The organism is Stenotrophomonas sp. YJH_SMC_36 (genome assembly GCF_059369935.1).
The window spans coordinates 107958-128793 of the sequence record NZ_JCAFTD010000010.1 but is presented as its reverse complement, the minus strand read 5'-3'; the positions used below and the strand labels follow the sequence as shown (position 1 = coordinate 128793).

18 protein-coding genes are annotated in these 20836 nt (G+C 67.4%); 11 read left to right on the top strand and 7 right to left on the bottom strand.

Going from position 1 to position 20836, the window contains the following annotated elements:
• Positions 1-16: 16 nt before the first annotated feature.
• Positions 17-403, bottom strand: coding sequence for a DUF2628 domain-containing protein (locus AC5P76_RS18095; protein WP_065174483.1), 387 nt, complete (start codon positions 401-403; stop codon positions 17-19).
• A 215-nt stretch (positions 404-618) separates the two neighbouring features.
• Between AC5P76_RS18095 and AC5P76_RS18090 the strand changes: the two genes are divergently transcribed.
• The 6 genes from AC5P76_RS18090 (at position 619) to hemC (ending at position 6883) form a co-directional block, all read left to right on the top strand.
• Entirely contained in the window at positions 619-789 is a 171-nt protein-coding gene (locus AC5P76_RS18090; RefSeq protein WP_164972337.1) for a hypothetical protein, read from the top strand.
• A gap of 383 nt (positions 790-1172) precedes the next feature.
• Positions 1173-3098: a glucans biosynthesis glucosyltransferase MdoH gene (mdoH, locus tag AC5P76_RS18085; RefSeq protein WP_253120383.1), complete on the top strand. Its 1926-nt coding sequence runs from the start codon at positions 1173-1175 to the stop codon at positions 3096-3098.
• Positions 3099-3148: 50 nt separating this feature from the next.
• Positions 3149-3808, top strand: a complete 660-nt coding sequence (locus AC5P76_RS18080; RefSeq protein WP_065174484.1) for an alpha/beta hydrolase — start codon at positions 3149-3151, stop codon at positions 3806-3808.
• Between the two features lie 3 nt (positions 3809-3811).
• The gene (locus AC5P76_RS18075) at positions 3812-4855 is read left to right on the top strand and encodes a sensor histidine kinase (protein ID WP_053517194.1); all 1044 of its coding nucleotides are present in this window, start codon (positions 3812-3814) and stop codon (positions 4853-4855) included.
• Between the two features lie 10 nt (positions 4856-4865).
• On the top strand, positions 4866-5597 hold the full coding sequence (locus tag AC5P76_RS18070) for a LytR/AlgR family response regulator transcription factor (protein ID WP_053517196.1): 732 nt from the start codon (positions 4866-4868) through the stop codon (positions 5595-5597).
• A gap of 374 nt (positions 5598-5971) precedes the next feature.
• Positions 5972-6883, top strand: coding sequence for a hydroxymethylbilane synthase (gene hemC / locus AC5P76_RS18065; protein ID WP_053520328.1), 912 nt, complete (start codon positions 5972-5974; stop codon positions 6881-6883).
• A 68-nt stretch (positions 6884-6951) separates the two neighbouring features.
• Here hemC and AC5P76_RS18060 read toward each other — a convergent pair whose 3' ends face one another.
• Both AC5P76_RS18060 and AC5P76_RS18055 read right to left on the bottom strand, forming a co-directional pair.
• Positions 6952-7728: a DUF481 domain-containing protein gene (locus tag AC5P76_RS18060; protein ID WP_065175204.1), complete on the bottom strand. Its 777-nt coding sequence runs from the start codon at positions 7726-7728 to the stop codon at positions 6952-6954.
• A 106-nt stretch (positions 7729-7834) separates the two neighbouring features.
• On the bottom strand, positions 7835-8437 hold the full coding sequence (locus AC5P76_RS18055) for a LolA family protein (RefSeq protein WP_065175203.1): 603 nt from the start codon (positions 8435-8437) through the stop codon (positions 7835-7837).
• Between the two features lie 83 nt (positions 8438-8520).
• Here AC5P76_RS18055 and AC5P76_RS18050 point away from each other — a divergent pair, with 83 nt between their 5' ends.
• Positions 8521-9492: a helix-turn-helix transcriptional regulator gene (locus AC5P76_RS18050; protein ID WP_053520325.1), complete on the top strand. Its 972-nt coding sequence runs from the start codon at positions 8521-8523 to the stop codon at positions 9490-9492.
• A 26-nt stretch (positions 9493-9518) separates the two neighbouring features.
• On the top strand, positions 9519-10313 hold the full coding sequence (locus AC5P76_RS18045; protein ID WP_065175202.1) for a MetQ/NlpA family ABC transporter substrate-binding protein: 795 nt from the start codon (positions 9519-9521) through the stop codon (positions 10311-10313).
• A 73-nt stretch (positions 10314-10386) separates the two neighbouring features.
• Here AC5P76_RS18045 and glpK read toward each other — a convergent pair whose 3' ends face one another.
• The 3 genes from glpK to AC5P76_RS18030 form a co-directional block, all read right to left on the bottom strand.
• Positions 10387-11886 carry a glycerol kinase GlpK gene (glpK, locus tag AC5P76_RS18040; protein ID WP_065181792.1) on the bottom strand — a complete coding sequence of 500 codons (1500 nt, stop codon included), beginning with the start codon at positions 11884-11886 and terminating at the stop codon, positions 10387-10389.
• A gap of 63 nt (positions 11887-11949) precedes the next feature.
• Positions 11950-13461, bottom strand: a complete 1512-nt coding sequence (gene glpD, locus AC5P76_RS18035) for a glycerol-3-phosphate dehydrogenase (protein ID WP_253120380.1) — start codon at positions 13459-13461, stop codon at positions 11950-11952.
• Positions 13462-13619: 158 nt separating this feature from the next.
• On the bottom strand, positions 13620-14255 hold the full coding sequence (locus AC5P76_RS18030) for an OmpW/AlkL family protein (protein ID WP_053520322.1): 636 nt from the start codon (positions 14253-14255) through the stop codon (positions 13620-13622).
• Between the two features lie 187 nt (positions 14256-14442).
• Between AC5P76_RS18030 and AC5P76_RS18025 the strand changes: the two genes are divergently transcribed.
• The 3 genes from AC5P76_RS18025 (at position 14443) to lpdA (ending at position 18748) form a co-directional block, all read left to right on the top strand.
• Positions 14443-14958: a DNA-deoxyinosine glycosylase gene (locus AC5P76_RS18025; protein WP_253120377.1), complete on the top strand. Its 516-nt coding sequence runs from the start codon at positions 14443-14445 to the stop codon at positions 14956-14958.
• A gap of 167 nt (positions 14959-15125) precedes the next feature.
• Positions 15126-16832 carry a dihydrolipoyllysine-residue acetyltransferase gene (aceF, locus tag AC5P76_RS18020; RefSeq protein ID WP_253120374.1) on the top strand — a complete coding sequence of 569 codons (1707 nt, stop codon included), beginning with the start codon at positions 15126-15128 and terminating at the stop codon, positions 16830-16832.
• 107 nt (positions 16833-16939) lie between these two features.
• Positions 16940-18748 (top strand): dihydrolipoyl dehydrogenase, encoded by a 1809-nt coding sequence (gene lpdA, locus AC5P76_RS18015; protein WP_111186219.1) that lies wholly within the window; start codon positions 16940-16942, stop codon positions 18746-18748.
• Between the two features lie 1091 nt (positions 18749-19839).
• On the opposite strand, the gene AC5P76_RS18010 is transcribed toward lpdA, so the two are convergent.
• Entirely contained in the window at positions 19840-20658 is an 819-nt protein-coding gene (locus tag AC5P76_RS18010; protein ID WP_053518741.1) for a hypothetical protein, read from the bottom strand.
• Positions 20659-20836: the final 178 nt, after the last annotated feature.

The following is a 20836-nucleotide window of genomic DNA, read 5'->3' as shown; positions in this document are numbered from 1 at the left end:
CGCAGGTCTGAGTGGCTCAGAACATTCCTTCAAACGGGTTCCAGCGGATCCGGCCTTCCACCTTCTCCAGGTAATAGCTGTAGTTGGTGCTGGAGGCGACCAGGACATTGAAGGCGATGAACACCGCGCGGCCGACGATGTCGGGCAGGAACATCGTGATGGCCGCCAGGGCGATGGCGATGCCGATCACCACCAGCGCCTTGCGCCACATGCCCAGGATCAGCAGGTAGATGGGGCCGAAGAACAGGGCAAAGATGTTCAGGTTGATCTTCAGGCGGTCGCCGAAGGACAGGGCCCGCCAGGCCTGCTTGAAGCCGGGCTCCTTGGGCGCGCCGTGCTGGCGGTAGAAGTTGAAGCGGAATTGCCACTTGGGGCTGAAGTGGGTGAGGTCGACGGTATTCATGGGAGGAACGTCCCTGTGAGAAAACGTTTTCATGCTACCGGAAATGCCTATTCAGGATCCAGCGCTGCGTGCCTGGAACGTGACACATGTCCTTTGCAGGCGCAGGCCTCACGGGCTTGCACGTCACCCATCCGCCTTGTTTTTAGGATAGGGTGCGCAGTTCCGCTGCCGCCCGGTTGGACCCGCGCGGCAGCGGGGATGTCCACGGAGGTTGCATGACCACACCCGCTACACCGGAAAACGCACCGGGACCGGTGCTTCTGCCCACACCCGAAGTGGTGCAGGCCCAACAACTGCTCGCCCGCCAGCAACTGGCGGTGGCGATGGACCGTGCGCGCACCGCTGCCCTGCAGGACGCGGCCGGCGTCGTCCTGCAGGACGAGTAACGCGCGCTGCTGAAGTACGATCGATCGCGTTGGCCCCGCCGCCAGCGCGATCGCCGAGGGATGTGTCGCCGCCCGTTTTGCTCGATCCAATGGCGGTCGATCCGGCAGGCCGTCGGCAGCCTCGCCTGCTGTTTGCTGAATGGGGAGAAATCCCGGCTTAGGCCTTCGCACCCGGCTTACATGTAGCGGCCTAGACTGGGCCGCATTTTCGATTCCGCCCCGTTGGAGATCGTGTGGGTTCCGGTAGTGACAGACAGCGACTGCGCGGCCTCAGGCCGACGCAGCCAGGACAAGTGCGGGCGCCGGGAAGGCGCGCCGGGAACCTTCGTGCATGCAGCCTGGCCCGGACGGCCGGCCATGCCGACTGCGCGGAGTAGGCGCCGATGGGGGTGCAGACCATCCATGCGGAGGCGGAATCGCCCGGGCCTGACGCCGGCTGGGCGCTGCTGCCCGCCGAAGTGCCCTTGCCGATGCCCGAGCAGACCCTGCGCGAAGGGCAGCTCAGGGTGCGCCGGCACCGCACCTCGCCACGCCTGATCGGCCTGCGTCGGCTGTACATCCTGGGCGGCACGCTGGTGATGACCGCAGCGGCCACCCGGATGATGTGGCGGGTGTTGTCGGTCAACGGCATCAGCGTGCTCGAAGCCTGCCTGCTGGTGCTGTTCGTGGGCCTGTTCGCCTGGATCGCGCTGTCGTTCGCCAGCGCGGTGGCAGGCTTCCTCACCGCCGTGTTCGACCGTGGCTATCGCCTGGGCATTGATCCGGACAAGCCGCTGCCCACCGTGCACAGCCGCACGGCGCTGCTGATGCCGACCTACAACGAGGATCCGCGCCGGCTGCTGGCCGGCCTGCGTGCGATCTACGAATCGGTGGCGGCCACCGGCCAGCTGGAGCGTTTCGACTTCTTCGTGCTCAGTGACACCCGCCGTGACGATATCGCGCGGGCCGAAGAGCAGGTCTTCGCCGAGCTCCGCGAGCAGGTGCCCGACGGCCGCATGCGGCTGTTCTACCGCCGTCGTGGCGACAACAGCGGCCGCAAGGCGGGCAACATCGCCGACTGGGTGCGCCGCTTCGGCGGGGCGTACCCGCAGATGCTGATCCTGGACGCCGACAGCCTGATGACCGGCGACAGCATCGTGCGCCTGGTGGCCGGCATGGAACACAACGCTGACGTCGGCCTGATCCAGACCCTGCCGTCGGTGATCGGCGGACGCACCCTGTTCGCCCGCATGCAGCAGTTCGGTGGCCGCGTCTACGGGCCGGTGATCGCCCGGGGCGTGGCCTGGTGGCACGGCGCTGAAAGCAACTACTGGGGCCACAACGCCATCATCCGCACCCGTGCCTTCGCCGACCATGCCGGCCTGCCATCGCTGCCTGGGCGCAAGCCGTTCGGCGGCCACGTGCTCAGCCACGACTTCGTCGAAGCCGCGCTGATGCGGCGTGGCGGCTGGGCCGCGCACATGGTGCCGTACCTGGGGGGCAGCTATGAGGAAGGCCCGCCGACCCTGACCGACCTGCTGGTGCGCGACCGTCGCTGGTGCCAGGGCAACCTGCAGCACGGCAAGGTGGTCGGCAGCCGCGGCCTGCACTGGATCAGCCGCATGCACATGCTGATCGGCATCGGCCATTACTTCACTGCGCCCATGTGGGCGATGCTGATGCTGATCGGCATCGCCATCCCGCTGTTCCAGGAAGGCATCGACTTCAATGCCGTGCTGCACCTGGCGCCCGGCGTGTACTGGCGCGCGCAGGACGAGCAGCAGGTGGTGCGCCTGTTCGCCGCCACCATGGCGGTACTGCTGATGCCCAAGGTGCTGGGCTACCTGGCGATGCTGCTGGACCCGGTGGATCGTCGTGGCTGCGGCGGTGCGTTCCGTGCCTTCGTGTCGATGCTGGTGGAGACCGTGCTGGCGGCACTGATGGCGCCGGTGGTCATGTATGTGCAGTCCCGCGGCGTGGCCGAAGTGCTGTCCGGACGCGACTCGGGGTGGGACGCCCAGCAGCGCGACGACGGTGGCATTTCCTGGATGGCGCTGGTGCGCGGTTACGGCGGCCTGGGCCTGTTCGGCGCCTTCATGGGCGTGCTGGCCTGGCTGGTCTCGCCGTCGCTGGCGGCATGGATGGCGCCGGTGGTGATCGGCATGGTGCTGGCCATCCCGGTGGTCGCACTGACCTCGTCGCGCGGTCCCGGTGCGTTCCTGCACCGGCTGGGCCTGCTCGACATCCCCGAGGAGAACATTCCGCCGCCGGTGCTGGTACGCGCCGCGCAGCTGCGCCGGGAAGCGGCCGAACAGCCACCGCTGTACTGATCGCCCCACACCGGCGGCATAATGCGGCTCGCATCTGAAGGAGCCGCAACATGCTGCAAACGGTGGAACAGGAAACCGGCGCCTCGCCGCAGTGGTCGGTGATCTGGCTGCACGGCCTCGGCGCCGATGGCCATGACTTCGCCCCGATCGTTCCGGAGCTGGTGCGTCCGCACTGGCCGGCGCTGCGCTTCGTGTTCCCGCACGCCCCGGTGCGGCCGATCACGATCAACAACGGCGTGCCGATGCGCGGCTGGTACGACATCGTCGGCATGGATTTCCGTTCCCGCGCCGACATGGCCGGCGTGCGCGAATCGGTGGCCCAGGTAGAGGCCCTGATCGCCCGCGAGATCGAGCGGGGCATCACGCCGGAGCAGATCTTCCTGGCCGGCTTCTCGCAGGGGGGCGCGATCATTCTTACCGCCGCGCTGTCGCGCACGGCGCCGCTGGCCGGGCTGATCGCGCTGTCCACCTACCTGCCCGACGCGGACAGCGCCGAGCGCGTGGCTACCGCAGTGGACGTGCCGGTGTTCATGGCCCACGGCAGCGGCGACCCGGTCATTCCGCAGGCGGTAGCCGCACACAGCGCGCAGGCGCTGCGCGCGTTGGGCCTGCAGGTGCAGTGGCACAGCTACCCGATGGCGCACCAGGTCTGTGCCGAGGAGATCGATGCCCTGGGTGACTGGCTGCAGGAACGCCTGGGCGTCGCCTGACCCATGTCACCGGCCAGCACGCCTCCCTGGATGCCGGAACTGTGCCGCCTGCGGCGGCTGGCGGCGATGCTCGGCCTGGCCGAGCTGGTGGTGGTGCTGCTGGCCCTGGCCCCCGATGGCAGCCGTCACTGGACGGTGGGCGAGCTGCTTTCGGCCAGCGGTTTCGCACTCTGGCTGGCGCTGGCGGTGACCGCCAGCCTGTGCATGCTGCGGCAGGCGCTGTCGAGGCTGCCACCGCTGCTGGGCGCCGCTGCGGCGATCGCACTGGCGGCGCTGATCGCCGTGGTCTGCGCGGGCATCATCCACGCGCTGTATGCCGTGCTGGGCGACAGCTTCGCCCGTGGCATCAGCTTCTGGCGCTTCACCCTTGGCAGTGCGGCCACCAGCGCACTGATCAGCGCGCTGGCCCTGCGCTACTTCTACGTGAGCGACCGCTGGGCCGCGCAGGTGCAGGCCAACGCACGTGCACAGGCCGATGCACTGCAGGCCCGGATCCGTCCGCATTTCCTGTTCAACAGCATGAACCTGATCGCCAGCCTGCTGCATCGCGATCCGGCGGTGGCCGAACGCGCCGTGCTGGACCTGTCCGATCTGTTCCGCGCGGCGCTGGGGGCGGGCGATGGAGATTCCACCCTGCAGGCCGAATGCGAGCTGGCCGAGCGTTACCTGTCGATCGAGTCGCTGCGCCTGGGAGAGCGCCTGCAGGTGCATTGGCAGCGTGACGAGCCGCTGCCGTGGGAGCAGCCGCTGCCGCGGCTGGTGTTGCAGCCACTGGTGGAAAACGCGGTGCTGCATGGCATTTCGCGGTTGCCGGAAGGTGGCACCGTCGAGCTGCACGTGGCGCGCGAAGGCAACGAGCTGCACATCCGCGTACGCAATCCCGCTCCCGATCCACAGATGCCGGGGCTGGCCCTGGCCCGCGGCGCCGGGCATGCCCAGCACAGCATCGGTCATCGCCTGGCGTGGCGCTTCGGCAGTGCCGCACGGATGACGGCCGGCTGGAGCGAGGGCTACTATGCCTGCCAGGTGACGGTGCCGATCCAGTGAGGGAACGATCGTGAGGGTAGTCATCGCCGATGACGAACCGCTGGCGCGCGAGCGCCTGCGCAGCCTGCTGGCGGCGCAGGAGGGGGTGGACGTGGTGGCCGAGGCCGGTAACGGCGAGCAGGCCCTGCACGCCTGCGCGGAACTGCAGCCGGACCTGGTGCTGCTGGACATTGCGATGCCCGGACTGGATGGGCTGGAAGCGGCCCGTCACCTGGCCAGCTTCGAGCCACGCCCGGCGGTGGTGTTCTGTACGGCCTACGACGCGCATGCCTTGTCGGCATTCGAAGCGGCGGCCATCGACTACCTGATGAAGCCGGTGCGTGCCGAGCGGCTGGCAGCGGCCATCGCGCGCGCACGGACCTTTCTGGCCGGGCGCGGGGGGCAGCCACAGCACGACGCGGGGCAACAGGCACGCAGCATGCTGTGCGCCCGGCTGCGGGGCAGCCTGCGGCTGATTCCACTGGATGACATCCATTACCTGCAGGCCGAGGAAAAGTACGTGGTGGTGCACCACGCGCGTGGTGAGGACCTGATCGAGGAGTCGCTGAAGTCGCTGGAGGAGGAATTCGCCAGCCGCTTCGTGCGCATCCACCGCAACTGTCTGGTGGCGCGGCACGAACTGGTGGAACTGCGTCGTGGCGTGGGCGGGCAGGTGCAGGCGGTGCTCCGGCATGGCAAGCAGCCGCTGGAGGTCAGCCGCCGCTGTGTGGCGACGCTGAAGCAGGAACTGCGGCATCTGTGAGTGTCCGACTCACCCTCGCGAATTTCCCGGTGACGGACGGCAACGTGTTATCGGGTGGGAGAGAGGGGTCAGATCCCTTTTCCGCAGGAAAAGGGATCTGACCCCGAGAGCCGCTGGCTGTTGCTTCTGCTTCTTTCTTTTGATCTTCCGTGGCTGGCGCACACGGAAACTGTCAGAGGCCGGGCGGGGTGGGTTGCGCAGGGGCGTGAGCCGCATGGATGCGGCGACCGAGCTTACATGGACGTACTTGCAGCGGCCCCTGCGCAGCCCATCCCGCCCGGCCAAGCACGGCTGTTGCTTCAGCCTTGTCCCCAGCCAGCCACGAGGGGCTCCGCCGTTGGCCGTATCCGCGCCGAAGGCGCGATAATGACCGGATGGAAACCGTCCGCATCGCCACCCGCAAGAGCCCGCTCGCCCTCTGGCAGAGCGAACACGTCGCCGACCGCCTCCGCCAGGCCCATCCCGGCCTGCACGTGGAGCTGGTCCCGATGAGCACGCGCGGCGATGAAGTGCTCGACCGCTCGCTGGCCGCCATCGGTGGCAAGGGCCTGTTCCTGAAGGAACTGGAGCTGGCCATCCTGCGCGGCGACGCCGACTGCGCCGTGCATTCGCTGAAGGATGTGCCGATGGAACTGGATGCGCCGTTCGTGCTGCCGGCCATGCTGCCCCGTCATGACCCGGCCGACGGCTTCGTCTCCAACCTCTATGCCTCGCTTGATGCGTTGCCCATCGGCGCGCGCGTCGGCACGTCCTCGCTGCGCCGCCAGGCCCAGCTGCGTGCGCTGCGCCCGGACCTGGAACTGCTGGACCTGCGTGGCAACGTCAATACGCGCCTGGCCAAGCTCGACAACGGGGGCTACGACGCCATCGTGCTGGCCGTCGCCGGGCTGGAGCGCCTGGGACTGGGCGATCGGATCGTGCTGCGCCTGCAGCCGCCGCACTGGCTGCCGGCGCCGGCGCAGGGCGCCGTGGCCGTGGAGTGCGACGGCAGCAATGCGCCGCTGATGGCCTTGTTCGCTGCGCTCGATGACGCCGCGACACGCGCCTGCGTGGAAGCGGAGCGGGCAATGAACCGCGCGCTGCATGGCAGCTGCCATGTGCCGGTGGCGGCGATCGCGCAGTGGCAGGGGCAGGACCTGCACCTGCAGGGGCTGGTCGGCAGCGCCAGCGATGGCCGTGCGGTGCGCGCCGAAGGCGTGGGCCCGGCCAGCGACCCGGACGCGCTGGGCCAGCGCGTGGCGCAGAGGCTGCTCGATGGCGGGGCGGGTGAGCTGCTGAACGCCTGACCCGGCCGATTCCCTCGGCCAGGCGCTGCGGAACAGAAACGAAAACGGGCGCCAGGCGCCCGTTTCGCTTATTTGAACTTGTAGACCACGTTCATGGTGGTCAGCGTATCGGTCTTGCGCTTGTCCACCGCGACGTCGCTGTTGTAGCGGGCCTGCCAGCCGGCCTTCAAGGCCAGGTGTTCATTCATGCTCACCGACAGGCCGAAATCGTTCTGGCCGAAGGTGTTGTACGACCCCGATTCGACCAGCAGCGTGTTGACCAGATCGGTGTTCTCGGTAAGCGAGTACTTCATGTCGAACAGGCCACGACCGATCAGCCCGGTACGGGTGCGATCATCCTCGGTGCTGTGGGTGCGGCGCACACCGGGGCCGACCTGGGCATCGAAATAGAAGCGCTCGGTACTCCACAGACGGGTGCCGTAACCCAGACCGAACGAGCTCTGGCGGTCGTAGGTGGCGAAGTCATCGCGCTCGGTACGCACCGTGGCGGTCAGCTGGCGGTGCTCGCCCAGCTGCAGCGCGCTGCCGGCGCTGCCGGTGTAGCGGTTGGCGGTGGTGTTGTTGCGGCGGGTCGTGGTGCCGTCGTCGTTGGTCTCGGTAACCTTGGAGCTGGAACGCAGGCCGAACAGGTCCATGCTGTGCACCCAGTCACCGTCGGTGTAGCGCAGGCGCAGGCGGCCGTTGAAGCTCTCGGTGCTGCTGTTGCCGCGTGCCGAGGCGAAGCCGAGCTCGCCGCCGCTGCCGCTCCAGGGCGAGGACATCGCCGCCAGTTCGGATGCATCCTGCGCGTACGCCAGCGGGGCGCAGAGCAGCAGGGGAATCAGCAGGGACACGCGCAGGGACATCGAGGCTTCTCCGAAGCGGTTAACAACCCGTGATGATACTGGAAGCGTGATGGCCGTCCGCCCCATGGCGCTGGCCGCTTCAGCAGGCGTTGTCACCGCTCCCCATTCAGGGCAGCTCGATGCGGAGGGAGGGGTCGTTGAAGCGCGAATAGCGCAGGCGCAGCTGGAACACCTTGCCGTTGCTGCTGCCGCTGCGCACGATCTGGCGTGGCAGGCCCTGCCCATCCACCCAGTACTCCAGGCGCTCGCCGGGGCCGGCGCCACGCAGCCGGTAGCGGCGGGTCTGGACCCCGTCCAGCGTCTGGCTGCCCAGATCCTCGGCCTGCAGCGCCGCGGGCGCGACGTCGGCCGGCAGCGGCGTCCGCCATTGCTCGAGCAGACCGGGCGGCGTCGGCACCTGGCGGATGGCCCCGTCGGCCTGCAGGAACATCGTGTCACCGATGATGGTCTGTGCACCGGCCGCCGTCTGTACCCGGAATCGGTCCGGGGCCACGAAGTCCATCGCACTGCGGACCGGCTGTGGCGTACCCAGCACTTCCAGTTCCGCGTGGAAGCTGCGCAGGGCGGCGAACCGTTGGCTGGCGGCCAGTACCGCCTGCGCCGGGTCGGCCTGCGGAACGACCGCGTCGCCGCCGGACGGCGCTGGGGGGCGACCACAGGCAGCCAGCAGCAGGCAGGCCAGCAGGGGCAGGGCGGGCAACCGGCGCATGGGAGGGCTTTCGCAGAGGGCGGGGCGCCCACGATAGCCCAAACCCCCCACACAAGACCCGCGACTCGGACATAATCGGGGGCATGGACCGATACGAACGCATCACCGCCCTGCATCGTCTGCTCAAGTCCGCGCGCTATCCGGTGACGGTGGCGACCCTGCAGGACAAGCTCGGTTGTTCCCGTGCCACCGTCTACCGCGACCTGGCGTTCCTGCGCGACGCGCTGATGGCGCCGATCGAGGGCGATGGCGAGGCCGGCTTCCGCTATCACGCCGACGAAAGCGACCGCTTCGAACTGCCCGGCCTCTGGCTCAGCTCGGAGGAGCTGCATGCCCTGCTGGCATCGCAGCACCTGCTGGCCCGTACCGGCGGGGGCGTGCTGTCTTCGGTGCTGGCACCGCTGCAGCAGCGCATCGAAAGCCTGCTGGCCGCGCAGGCGGGGGTCTCCAGCTGGCCGGTGGACCGGGTGCGGGTCATTCCGCATCGCGGCCGCAAATTCGACGAAGGCAGCTTCCGCAGCGTGGCTTCGGCCGTGCTCGAGCGGCGCCAGCTGGGCTTCGAGTACCGCGCCCGTTCCACCGACGAACCGACCAAGCGCACTGTTTCACCGCAGCGCCTGACCCACTACCGCGACAACTGGTACCTCGATGCGTGGGACCACGACCGCGAGGCCCTCCGCAGCTTCGCGGTGGACCGGATCCACAAGGCGCGGGTGATCGACCACACGGCCCGTGACGTGGCCGACAGCGAACTGGACGAGCAGCTGGGTGCCAGCTACGGCATTTTCTCCGGTGCGCCGAAGGGCTGGGCCACCATCCTGTTCAGCGCCAAGGCTGCGCGCTGGGTCGCCGATGAGCACTGGCATTCCAAGCAGCAGGGCCGTTTCCTGGCCGACGGCCGCTATGAACTGAAAGTGCCTTACAGCGTGTCACGCGAACTGCTGATGGATGTGCTGCATTACGGCTCGGATGCCGAGATCGTCGAACCGACGATGCTGCGCGAGCAGGCCAAGGCGCTGCTCGAGCTGGCCCTGAGCAACTACGATAGATCCTGACCTCCCCCCCGAGAATCATTCCGCCCATGAAGAAGACCCTGTTGCTGCCCCTGCTCGCCGCTGCGCTGGCCCTGACCGCCTGCGGCAAGTCCGGCGAGCCTTCGCAGAAGCTGGTGGTGGCCGCCACGGCCGTGCCGCACGCCGAAATCCTCGAGGTGGTCAAGCCGATCCTCAAACAGGAAGGCGTGGAACTGGACGTGCGCGTGTTCAACGACTACGTGCAGCCCAACGACCAGCTGGTGCAGAAGCAGGTGGACGTGAACTACTTCCAGACCGAGCCGTACCTGGACGCCTACAACCGCGACCGCAAGACCGATCTGGTGACGGTGATCGGCGTGCACATCGAGCCGTTCGGCGCATACTCGCGCAAGATCAAGTCGCTGGCCGAACTGCGCGAAGGCGCGGATGTGGTCATCCCGAACGATCCGAGCAACAACAGCCGGGCGCTGATCCTGCTGCACAAGGCCGGTGTGATCGAGCTGAAGGATCCGACCAATGCGCTGGCAACCCAGCGCGACATCGTCTCCAATCCGAAGCAGCTGAAGTTCCGCGAGCTGGATTCGGCGATGCTGCCCCGCGTACTGGATCAGGTGGACCTGGCCCTGATCAACACCAACTATGCATTGGATGCGGGTCTGAACCCGACCCGGGATGCGCTGGCGATCGAAAGCAAGGACTCGCCGTACGTGAACTTCCTGGTGGCCCGGCCCGACAACAAGGATGATGCGCGCGTGCAGAAGCTGGCCAAGGCGCTCACCAGCGCACAGGTGAAGGCGTTCATCGAGACCAAGTACAAGGGTGCCGTGCTGCCGGCGTTCTGATGTTGGGGCAGCGCCGGGCCATGCCCGGCGGATTGGGGATTGATTTGCCGGGCATGGCCCGGCGCTACCGCCCTCAATCGACGTGGAAGGCCAGGGTGGCGGCGACCGCCTGCTGCCACCCGGCATACAGCGTCTCGCGCCGTGCTGCCGGCATCTGCGGCTCGAAACGGCGGTCCAGTCCCCATTGCGCGGCGATCTGTTCGCGGCTTTCCCAGAATCCCACCGCCAGCCCGGCCAGGTAGGCCGCGCCCAGCGCCGTGGTCTCGGTCAGCCGTGGCCGCAGCAGCGGAACGCCCAGAATGTCGGCCTGGAAGCTGGCAAGGAAGTCGTTGCCGATCGCGCCGCCGTCGGCACGCAGCTCGCTCAGGCCGATACCTGCATCGGACTGCATGGCATCGAGTACATCGCGGGTCTGGTAAGCCATTGCTTCCAATGCTGCACGCACGAAGTGCGACCTGCTGGTGCCCCGGGTCAGGCCGAACATCGCTCCACGCACGTCGCTGCGCCAGTAAGGCGCACCCAGGCCCACGAACGCCGGCACCAGATAGACGCCAGCGCTGTCGCCGACCTTCGCGGCCAGCGCCTGGCTGTCGCTGGCCCGATCGATCATGCGCAGGCCGTCGCGCAGCCACTGCACCACCGAGCCGGCGATGAAGATCGACCCCTCCAGTGCGTACTCCACGCGCCCGTCCAGGCCCCAGGCGATGGTGGTCAGCAGGCCATTGTGCGAACGCACGGCCTGCGTTCCGGTGTGCATCAGCATGAAGCAGCCGGTGCCGTAGGTGTTCTTCACCATGCCCGGCTGGAAGCAGGCCTGGCCGAACAGCGCGGCCTGCTGGTCGCCAGCGATACCGGCGATCGGAATCGGGTGGTCGAAGAAGAACTGCGGCCGGGTGTGCGCGTACACCGCGCTGGAGTCACGCACCTGCGGCAGCATGGCGCGCGGAATGTCCAGCAGCGCGAGCAGCTCGTCGTCCCAGTCCAGGGTGTGGATGTTGAACAGCAGCGTGCGTGCGGCGTTGCTGTAGTCCGTCACGTGTGCCTGGCCGCCACTGAGATTCCAGACCAGCCAGCTGTCGATGGTGCCGAACAGCAGTTCGCCACGCTCCGCGCGCTGTTGTGCGCCTTCCACGTGATCGAGGATCCAGCGCACCTTGGTGGCCGAGAAGTAGGCATCGATCAGCAGGCCGGTGCGTTCACGGATCAGCGCTTCGTGCCCCTGCGAGCGCAACCGCTCGCAGATGGCCTGGCTTTGCCGGGACTGCCAGACGATGGCGTTGTGGATCGGCTGGCCCGTGGCGCGTTCCCAGACCACGGTGGTCTCGCGCTGGTTGGTGATGCCCAGTGCGGCGATGTGGCGCGGGTCGATCTGTTCGCGGCTGAGCAGCTCGGTCAGCGTGGCGTAGACGCTGGTGAGGATCTCGCGCGGGTCATGTTCCACCCAACCGGGCTGCGGGAAAATCTGGGCGAACTCACGTTGCGCGCTGCCGACGATGTCGCCGGCGTGATCGAACAGGATCGCGCGCGAACTGGTGGTGCCCTGATCGATGGCCAGCACGTAGCGGGGCGTCATGCGGCGTCTCCGGTAGCGATGGGGAAATCCTACTGCATCGGCAGCGACGGGCCATGCCGGGTGTCACCGCGATCGGCCGGGCATGGCCTGGTGCTGCTGTTCCTCCAACCAGTCCTGCAGGCGTGCCACCTGTGCGGTATCCAGCCGCAGTCCCAGCTTGCTCCGCCGCCACAGTATGTCCTCGGCGGTATGCGCCCATTCGTGATCGCGCAGGAACACGACCTCATGGGCGTGCAGCCCACCGCCGAAGTGTTCGCCGAGATCGTCCATGCCCTGCACCCCGTGCAGCAGCTCGGTGCTGCGGCTGCCATAGGCCTCGGCCCAGCGCCGCGTAGTGTCCTCAGGCAACCACGGTGCGAGTCTCCGCAGGTGAGAGCGTGCCTGCACGGCATCGCCCCAGTCGCTGCCCGGCAGCGGCGTCCCGGCTGCCGTCCATGCCGGCCCCATCTGCGGCAGGTGGGGCCGCAGCAGATCCAGCGCTTCTTCGGCCAGAACGCGGTAGGTGGTCAGCTTCCCCCCCAGCACGTGCACGGCGGGCGCGCCCTGCACCTGCAACTGCAGGCGATAGTCGCGGCTGAGTCGTGCCGCGCGCGGATCCGGGTCGGCCAGCAGCGGGCGCACGCCGGCAAACTGCCAGACCACCTCCGTCGCCGTGATCGGCTGGCGCAGATAGCGGTTGGCCGCCTCGCACAGGTATGTCACTTCCGAATGCAGCACGTGGCAGCGCGCCGGATCGCCCTGATAGTCGGTGTCGGTGGTACCCACCAGCAGGTGGTCGTGGGTGAAGGGCAGCAGGAATACGACCCGTCCGTCGGGCTGCTGCAGCAGGCAGGCGCTGTCATCGGGCCAGGGCCGGCGCAGCACGATGTGGCTGCCCTGCACCAGGCGCAGGGCCGGTGTGCCGCTGCGCGCCTGCATGCGTTGCAGCAGGCCTCCGGCCCAGGGACCGGCCGCGTTGGCCACGGCATGTGCATGCACCGTCTGCTGCTGTCCCGCTGCATCGACCAGTACCGCCCGCCAGTGGCCCTGCTCGCCGTGCAGTTCGACGCAGCGGCTGCGGACCTGTACACGCGCGCCGCGTTGCGCGGCATCCAGCGCGTTGAGCAATACCAGGCGTGCATCGTCCACCTGCGCGTCGGCATAGCTGAAGGCCTGGTGCAACGATGGCGACAGCCACGTGCCCAACGGGTCGTGTGGCAGGTGCAGTGCGCGCGAAGCCGGAAACGCTGCGCCGCGATGGCCGAGGAGGTCATACAGCCACAGGCCGAGCCGCAGCATCCAGCGTGGCCGCAGGTGGGGTTCCCAGGGCAGCACGAAGCGCAGCGGCCGGACCAGGCAGGGCGCCTGCCTGCGGAGTACATCGCGTTCGCCCAGCGCCTTGCGCACCAGGCCGAACTCGCCCTGTTCCAGGTAGCGCAGCCCGCCATGGACCAGCTTGCTGCTGGCGCTGGAGGTATGTGACGCAAGATCGTGCTGCTCGCAGAGCAGCACGCGCAGGCCGCGGCCTGCGGCGTCGCGTGCGATGCCGGCGCCGTTGATGCCACCTCCGATCACCAGCAGGTCGACATTGTCCATCCCGATCACCGGCCTTCCGTCCTTTGCAGAGTCAAGCCCTGCTCGACGTCCGGAAAAAAGCAGTCGAGCACGACCCGACTCTACACAGAACGCGGGTGACGAAAACGACGACGGGCCCCGAAGGGCCCGTCGCGTACAGACAGTGAAGCAGACGGTGCTTAGAAGCGGGCGCCGATACCCACGCCGACAGTCCACGGATCCAGCTTGGCTTCGCCGATCTTCTCGCCACCAACCTTCACGTCCGGGCGGGCGCGCATGTAGCGGGCATCAGCACGGGCGAACCAGGTGGAGTTGATGTTCATGTCGACGCCGACGGTGCCGATCACGCCCTTGGCATCCTTCAGGCGGATGTCGGAGCTGCTGCCGTCAGCCAGCGATTCGTTGCTGAAGGCCGACTGGAAGTAGCCCACGCCCACGAACGGGCGGAACACGTTGTCGGCCTGGCCGAAGTGGTACTGGCCGCTCAGCGCGACCGGCTGCTGCTCGACGCTGCCCAGGCGGGTGTTGCCCGGACCCTTGACGCGGTGATCGAACTTGTCGGCAGCGCCCCACAGCTCAACGGCCCAGTTGTCGTTGACGTAGTAGCTGAAGCTGACGGTCGGCGCCGGGCCGCCATCGAGCTTCTTGACGCCGGTGATCGGATCATTCTTCGGCTGCAGCAGCGTGACGCCGCCAACCACGGCAAAATGCTTGCCCGAGGCGGTGTCGGTGGTGCTGCTGTCCTGGGCGAAAGCGGCCGGCGCGAAGGCGGCGGAGGTCAGCAGGGCGAGACTCAGGATACGGATGGAGCGCATGGGGGTATCTCCTAATGTTTCTTGTTTTTGGGCCCCCGGTTGCGGGGCGAGCACACCGTAGTCGCCTCAACATGAATCGAGTCCGACGCGCGTTAAAAAATAGTTCGCTCTGTTCAGCGATGAGTTCGAAAAGCCTGTTTTCATGGGGTTTTTGCTCTGGAGGAATGTTCATGCAGTTGCACAAACCGTGAGCGCTCCAACGCTCTGCACCGGCCTGCCCGCGCAGGTGAACGCGCGATCGCGCGTGTTGCTGCTTGGTTCGATGCCGGGTGCTGCGTCGCTGCACGCTGGCCAGTACTACGCGCATCCACGCAATCGTTTCTGGCCGCTCATGTCCGATATCTGCGGCTTTGACGCTGGTTTGCCCTATCCGCAACGCATGCGCGCCCTGAACGCCGCCGGTGTCGGGGTGTGGGATGTGATCGGCCGATGCGAGCGCCGGGGCAGCCTGGATGCGGACATCGTGCGTGGCACGGAAGTGGCCAACGCGCTGCCGGAACTGATCGCCCTGCTGCCTGAGCTGCAGCTGATCGGCTGCAATGGTGCTGCGTCGATGCAGGCATTCCAGCGCTGGGTGCTGCCTGTCCTGGGGGAGCCACCGCGTGTGCTGGCGCTGCCCTCGACCAGCCCGGCCAATGCGGCCTGGTCGCTGCAGCGCCTGCGTCAGGCCTGGCAGCCGGTGGCCGATGCACTGGCGACATGAAGCGGACATCGTGCGGACAATACGCTACCCACTGGAGGTGCCTGCGCCCCATGGGCAACAGCGTGTCCCGGCTGCGTGCGTACTGAAAACACGTGTAACGGTTGGCGCTGGCCCCCGCTGGCCGCACAATAGACGTTTCCCTACACCAGATTGCCGGAGTTATCCCCATGGCCGAAATCAAGGAAGCACTTGTCCCCGATATCGGTGACTACAGCGATATCCCGGTAATCGAGGTGCTTGTCGCCGTTGGCGATACGGTCAGGAAGGACCAGGGCCTGGTGACGCTGGAAAGCGACAAGGCGACCATGGAAGTGCCGTCTTCGGTGGCCGGTGTGGTCAAGGAGATCAAGGTCAAGGTGGGTGACACCCTGTCCGAGGGCAAGGTCGTGGCGCTGATCGAAGTGGCGGCAGACGAGGCCGCAGCGCCGGCCGCTCCGGCCCCGGCCAAGGCCGCTGCCCCGGCGGCTGCCACCCAGAGCGCCCCGGCCCCGGCGGCTGCCGCGCCGGCCGCCCCGGCTGCCGGTGGCGGTGCGGTTGAAGCCCGGGTGCCGGACATCGGCGATTACACCGACATCCCGGTCATCGAAGTGCTGGTCGCCGTGGGCGACACCGTCAAGAAGGATCAGGGCCTGGTCACGCTGGAAAGCGACAAGGCGACCATGGAAGTGCCGTCCTCGGTGGCCGGTGTGGTCAAGGAACTGAAGGTCAAGGTGGGGGACACCCTGTCGCAGGGCAATGTGGTGGCCATCATCGAAGCCGAGGGTGCTGCTGCGCCGGCGCCGACCCGCGAAGCGGCTGCGGCGGCCCCGGCCGCTGCCGAGACCGCCACCCAGGTCGAGCCGGTCGCTGTGCCCGCCCAGCCGGACAAGCTGGCGGCTCGTGAGATCGCGTCGGCCGGCGCTCCGTCCAGCCCGCCCGTACAGTTCAACGCCGATGGCGTGCTGCCGGCCAAGGTGCCGTATGCCACCCCGGCGGTGCGCGTGTTCGCCCGCGAGCTGGGCGTGGACCTGCTGCAGATCAGCGGTACCGAGAAGGGCGGGCGCATCACCAAGGGTGACGTGCAGAAATTCGTCAAGGCCGCGCTCAGTGGTGGCGTTCCGGCCGCGGGCGGCACCGCTGCCGCCGCAGGCGGTGGGCTGAACCTGCTGCCGTGGCCGAAGGTCGATTTCAGCAAGTTCGGCGAGACCGAAGTGCAGCCGCTGTCGCGCATCAAGAAGATCTCCGGCGCGAACCTGGCCCGCAACTGGGCGATGATTCCGCACGTCACCCAGTTCGACCAGGCCGACATCACCGATCTGGAAGCACTGCGCGTGGCACTGAACAAGGAGAACGAGAAGGCCGGCATCAAGCTGACCATGCTCGCCTTCCTGATCAAGGCCAGCGCCGCGGCGCTGAAGAAGTTCCCGGAGTTCAACGCCTCGCTGGACGCCAGCGGCGAGAACCTGACCCTGAAGAAGTACTTCAACATCGGGTTCGCCGCCGATACGCCGAACGGCCTGGTCGTGCCGGTGATCCGCGACGTCGACAAGAAGGGCGTGGTGCAGATCGCGCAGGAAACCGGCGAGCTGGCCAAGAAGGCGCGCGACGGCAAGCTGGGCCCGGCCGACATGAGTGGCGGCTGCTTCTCGATCAGCTCGCTGGGCGGGATCGGTGGCACCGCGTTCACCCCGATCGTCAATGCGCCGGAAGTGGCCATCCTGGGCGTGTCCAAGTCCTCCATCCAGCCGGTCTGGAATGGCAAGGAATTCGCACCGAAGCTGATGCTGCCGCTGTCGCTGAGCTACGACCACCGCGTCATCGATGGCGCCCTGGCCGCACGCTTCACCACGTACCTGTCGCAGGTACTGGCTGACATGCGTCGCGTGCTGCTGTAAGGCACCCGCTTCGCCCCCACCGTGTGGCCGTCGCCCTTGGCGCGGCCGCCTGACGAAACGCAGTGACAGCCCGCCGGCCACCCCGGCCGGGCATGAGGAAAACCACCATGGCCACGATTGAAGTCAAGGTTCCCGACATCGGCGATTACAGCGATGTGCCGGTGATCGAAGTGTTGGTCGCCGTCGGCGATACGGTGAAGAAGGACCAGGGCCTGGTGACCCTGGAATCGGACAAGGCCACGCTGGAAGTGCCGTCCTCGGCCGCCGGTGTGGTCAAGGAACTGAAGGTCAAGCTCGGCGATACGCTGTCCGAGGGGGCCGTGGTGGTCCTGCTGGACACCGAAGGAGCCGCCGAGGCCCCGGCCAAGGCGTCCGCACCTGCGCCGGCGGCCGCCGCCCCGGCCAGCAAGCCGCCGGTCACCCCGTCGCATCGTGCCCCGGCCGAACCGGCCGCACCGAAGCCGGCGCTGGCCAGCGGCAAGCCGGCCGACATCGAATGCGAGATGGTCGTGCTGGGCTCCGGCCCGGGCGGCTACACCGCCGCGTTCCGCGCAGCCGATGTCGGCCTGGATACGGTACTGGTCGAGCGCTACGCCAGCCTCGGCGGCGTCTGCCTCAACGTCGGCTGCATTCCGTCCAAGGCACTGCTGCATGCGGCGGCGGTCATCGATGAAGTCGCCCATGCCGGCGATTTCGGCGTGGAGTTCGGCAAGCCGACGATCACGCTGGACAAGCTGCGCCAGTACAAGGAAAAGGTCGTCAACCAGCTGACCAAGGGTCTGGCTGGCATGGCCAAGCAGCGCAAGGTGCGCAACGTGCAGGGTGTCGGCCGGTTCCTGTCGGCCAACGAGCTGGAGATCACCGCCGCTGACGGCAGCACGCAGCTGCTGCGCTTCCAGAAGTGCATCATCGCCGCCGGTTCGCAGGCGGTGAAGCTGCCGAACTTCCCGTGGGACGACAAGCGTGTGATGGATTCCACCGACGCGCTGGAGCTGGCCGAAGTGCCGGGTTCGCTGCTGGTTGTCGGTGGCGGCATCATCGGCCTGGAAATGGCGACCGTGTACGGTGCGCTGGGCAGCAAGGTCACCGTGGTCGAATTCATGGACCAGCTGATGCCGGGCGCCGACAAGGACCTGGTCAAGCCGCTGGCCGACCGCCTGAAGAAGCAGGGCATCGACGTTCACCTGAAGACCAAGGCGTCGGGCGTCACCGCCGATGCCAAGGGCATCACCGTGACCTTCGAGGCGGCCGAGGAAGGGCAGTCGCCGGCGCTGGCGCAGGGGACCTTCGATCGCGTGCTGGTCGCCGTGGGTCGTTCGCCGAATGGCAAGAAGATCGATGCCGAGAAGGCCGGCGTGCAGGTCACCGAGCGTGGCTTCATCCCGGTTGACCGGCAGATGCGTACCAACGTGCCGCACATCTTCGCCATTGGTGACATCGTCGGCAACCCGATGCTGGCCCACAAGGCCACGCACGAGGGCAAGCTGGCGGCTGAAGTGGCGGCCGGCCACAAGAAGGAGTGGGTGGCCCGCGTGATTCCGTCGGTGGCCTACACCAATCCGGAGATCGCCTGGGTGGGCGTGACCGAGACCGAGGCCAAGGCCAAGGGCCTGAAGGTCGGCGTGGCCAAGTTCCCGTGGGCGGCCAGTGGCCGCGCGATCGGCATCGGTCGCACCGAGGGCTTCACCAAGCTGATCTTCGACGAAGAGACCCACCGCATCATCGGGGGCGCGATCGTCGGTGTGCATGCCGGTGACCTGCTGGCCGAGATCGGTCTGGCCATCGAGATGGGCGCGGAAGCCGAAGACATCGGCCACACCATCCATGCCCATCCGACGCTGAGTGAATCGGTGGCGATGGCTTCGGAAATCTACGACGGCACGATCACCGATCTGTACATGCCGAAGAAGAAGTAAGGCGCTTGCGCCGGGCCATGCCCGGTGAAACGGAAAGCCCGGCTCAAGCCGGGTTTTTTGTTGGTGGCTTCTGTGGCTTCGGTGACTGTGGTCGCGAGCTTCCGGGCCGCTGCGCGGGTGGCAGGCATTTGGACACATGTCCCCCGTCGCCCGCCTGCGGCGGTCGCCTCCTCCTTTACTGTGTCCAAACGCCTGCCACCCACGCAGCGGCTCGGTGTACGGACGCTCCAGCAGAGCCAGTTCAACAGACGCGTGGAGGCCTGACACTCGGAGGGAGAGGGGGCTGCGTGCGAAGTAAAGGAGGAGGTGACGGCCGCAGGCTGGCGCCGGGGGACATTCGCATGCAGCTCCCTCTCCCTCCAGCGCGCCAGCGATCCTGCGAGTGCGGCCTATGTGATCGCGAGCTTCCGGGCCTCTGCGCAGGCGGCAGGCCTTTCGACACATGTCCCCCGCCGTCCGCCTGCGGCGGTCGCCTCCTCCTTTACTTTGTCCAAACGCCTGCCACTCACGCAGCGGCTCGGCTTGCGGAGGGTCCAGCCACAGCGCCACTTCATCAGACGCGTGGAGGCCTGACACTCGGAGGGAGAGGGGGCTGCGTGCGAAGTAAAGGAGGAGGTGACGGCCGCAGGCTGGCGCCGGGGGACATTCGCATGCAGCCTCCTTTTCCTCCTGCGCGCCCGCGAACCTGCGATTGCGGCATGTGCGATCGCGAGCGTCCGGGCCTCTGCGTGAGCGGCAGGCGCTTGGACAAATGTCCCCCGCCGTCCGCCTGCGGCGGTCGCCTCCTCCTTTACTTTGTCCAAACGCCTGCCACTCACGCAGCGGCTCGACTTGCGGACGGTCCAGCCACAGCGCCACTTCATCAGACGCGTGGAGGCCTGACACGCGGAGGGAGAGGGGGCTGCGTGCGAAGTAAAGGAGGAGGTGACGGCCGCAGGTCGGCGCCGGGGGACATTCGCATGCAGCCCCCTCTCCCTCCAGCGCTTCGACCATGCCGCTTTTACCCCGGCAGGACAAAGCAGCACAAAAAAACGCGGCCCCCGATGTTCCGGAGGCCGCGCCAGGAGAGAGTGCGATGGAAGGGGCAGGAATCAGAACACGAAGCTGACGCCGGCCACCGGGCCCTTGAATTCCTGCTTCAGACCGATGGTGCCGTCGCTGCCCTTCTTGTCCGCATCCAGCTTGAACCAGTCGTAGCCGGCGAACAGGCCGAAGTTCTTGGTCAGGCGGTAATCGACGATGGCATTGGCGCGGCTCAGGTCACCCTTGTAGTCGTCGAAGCTGCCCCAGCGGGTGTTGAGGTACTGACCCTGCAGGGTGATCATCCACTTCTCGGACGGGGTGAAGCTCAGGCGTGCACCGACCACCGGTGCCACACCGTCGGTCTTTTCGTCCAGGAACTGGCCTTCATACACGGTGCCCAGGTCCGCATAGCCCTTGGTGCTGACCTTGGCGTACTCCGCACCCAGCTGCAGGCCCAGATCGAAGGTGTCGGTGTCGACAACGGAGTAGTCGTAGACCAGGCTGGCCACCTGGTACTTCAGCTCGGCCTTGACGAAGCTGTCAGCCGGCACGTTGACGCCGCCGAAGGAGATGTCCTGGCCCAGCGTCTCGCGCCGGTCCTTGTCGTACTTGAAGTAGTTGAACAGGAAGCGCTGGCGGTCGCTGAGGCGGAACATACCGTCTACCCGCGGTTCCCATTCCTTGCCGCCGAGCTTGAAATCTTCCGAGAAACCGACGTCCTGGCCGGCGACAGTGGTGTTGCCGCGCAGCGTGTTGTCCGAATCGATGTTCATCGCACCCAGGCGCAGGGCGAAACGGTCATCGCCTTCGGCGGCATGGGCGGCGCTGGCGAACGATGCGCCGGCGGCAAGCAGGGAGAGGGCGAGCAGGGTGGGGACGGAGCGCATCGAAGAGTCCTTGCAGTGGTTCATCAGAATGAAGCCCACTGTGCAGGACGCACTCGTCCACCATGCGTGAACGTATGGTCGATGGCGTGTGCACGGTTCAGCGCTGTCACGACCATGAAAAAGGATGGCCCCGGAGCCGGGCTTCGGGGCCATCGTGGACCTGCGGGGCGAAGCGTCG

Coding starts and splice junctions, on each gene's coding strand:
- AC5P76_RS18095 (WP_065174483.1), bottom strand. CDS start 403: ATGAATACCGTCGACCTCACCCACTTCAGCCCCAAGTGGCAATTCCGC.
- AC5P76_RS18090 (WP_164972337.1), top strand. CDS start 619: ATGACCACACCCGCTACACCGGAAAACGCACCGGGACCGGTGCTTCTG.
- mdoH (WP_253120383.1), top strand. CDS start 1,173: ATGGGGGTGCAGACCATCCATGCGGAGGCGGAATCGCCCGGGCCTGAC.
- AC5P76_RS18080 (WP_065174484.1), top strand. CDS start 3,149: ATGCTGCAAACGGTGGAACAGGAAACCGGCGCCTCGCCGCAGTGGTCG.
- AC5P76_RS18075 (WP_053517194.1), top strand. CDS start 3,812: ATGTCACCGGCCAGCACGCCTCCCTGGATGCCGGAACTGTGCCGCCTG.
- hemC (WP_053520328.1), top strand. CDS start 5,972: ATGGAAACCGTCCGCATCGCCACCCGCAAGAGCCCGCTCGCCCTCTGG.
- AC5P76_RS18060 (WP_065175204.1), bottom strand. CDS start 7,728: ATGTCCCTGCGCGTGTCCCTGCTGATTCCCCTGCTGCTCTGCGCCCCG.
- AC5P76_RS18055 (WP_065175203.1), bottom strand. CDS start 8,437: ATGCGCCGGTTGCCCGCCCTGCCCCTGCTGGCCTGCCTGCTGCTGGCT.
- AC5P76_RS18050 (WP_053520325.1), top strand. CDS start 8,521: ATGGACCGATACGAACGCATCACCGCCCTGCATCGTCTGCTCAAGTCC.
- AC5P76_RS18045 (WP_065175202.1), top strand. CDS start 9,519: ATGAAGAAGACCCTGTTGCTGCCCCTGCTCGCCGCTGCGCTGGCCCTG.
- glpK (WP_065181792.1), bottom strand. CDS start 11,886: ATGACGCCCCGCTACGTGCTGGCCATCGATCAGGGCACCACCAGTTCG.
- glpD (WP_253120380.1), bottom strand. CDS start 13,461: ATGGACAATGTCGACCTGCTGGTGATCGGAGGTGGCATCAACGGCGCC.
- AC5P76_RS18030 (WP_053520322.1), bottom strand. CDS start 14,255: ATGCGCTCCATCCGTATCCTGAGTCTCGCCCTGCTGACCTCCGCCGCC.
- aceF (WP_253120374.1), top strand. CDS start 15,126: ATGGCCGAAATCAAGGAAGCACTTGTCCCCGATATCGGTGACTACAGC.
- lpdA (WP_111186219.1), top strand. CDS start 16,940: ATGGCCACGATTGAAGTCAAGGTTCCCGACATCGGCGATTACAGCGAT.
- AC5P76_RS18010 (WP_053518741.1), bottom strand. CDS start 20,658: ATGCGCTCCGTCCCCACCCTGCTCGCCCTCTCCCTGCTTGCCGCCGGC.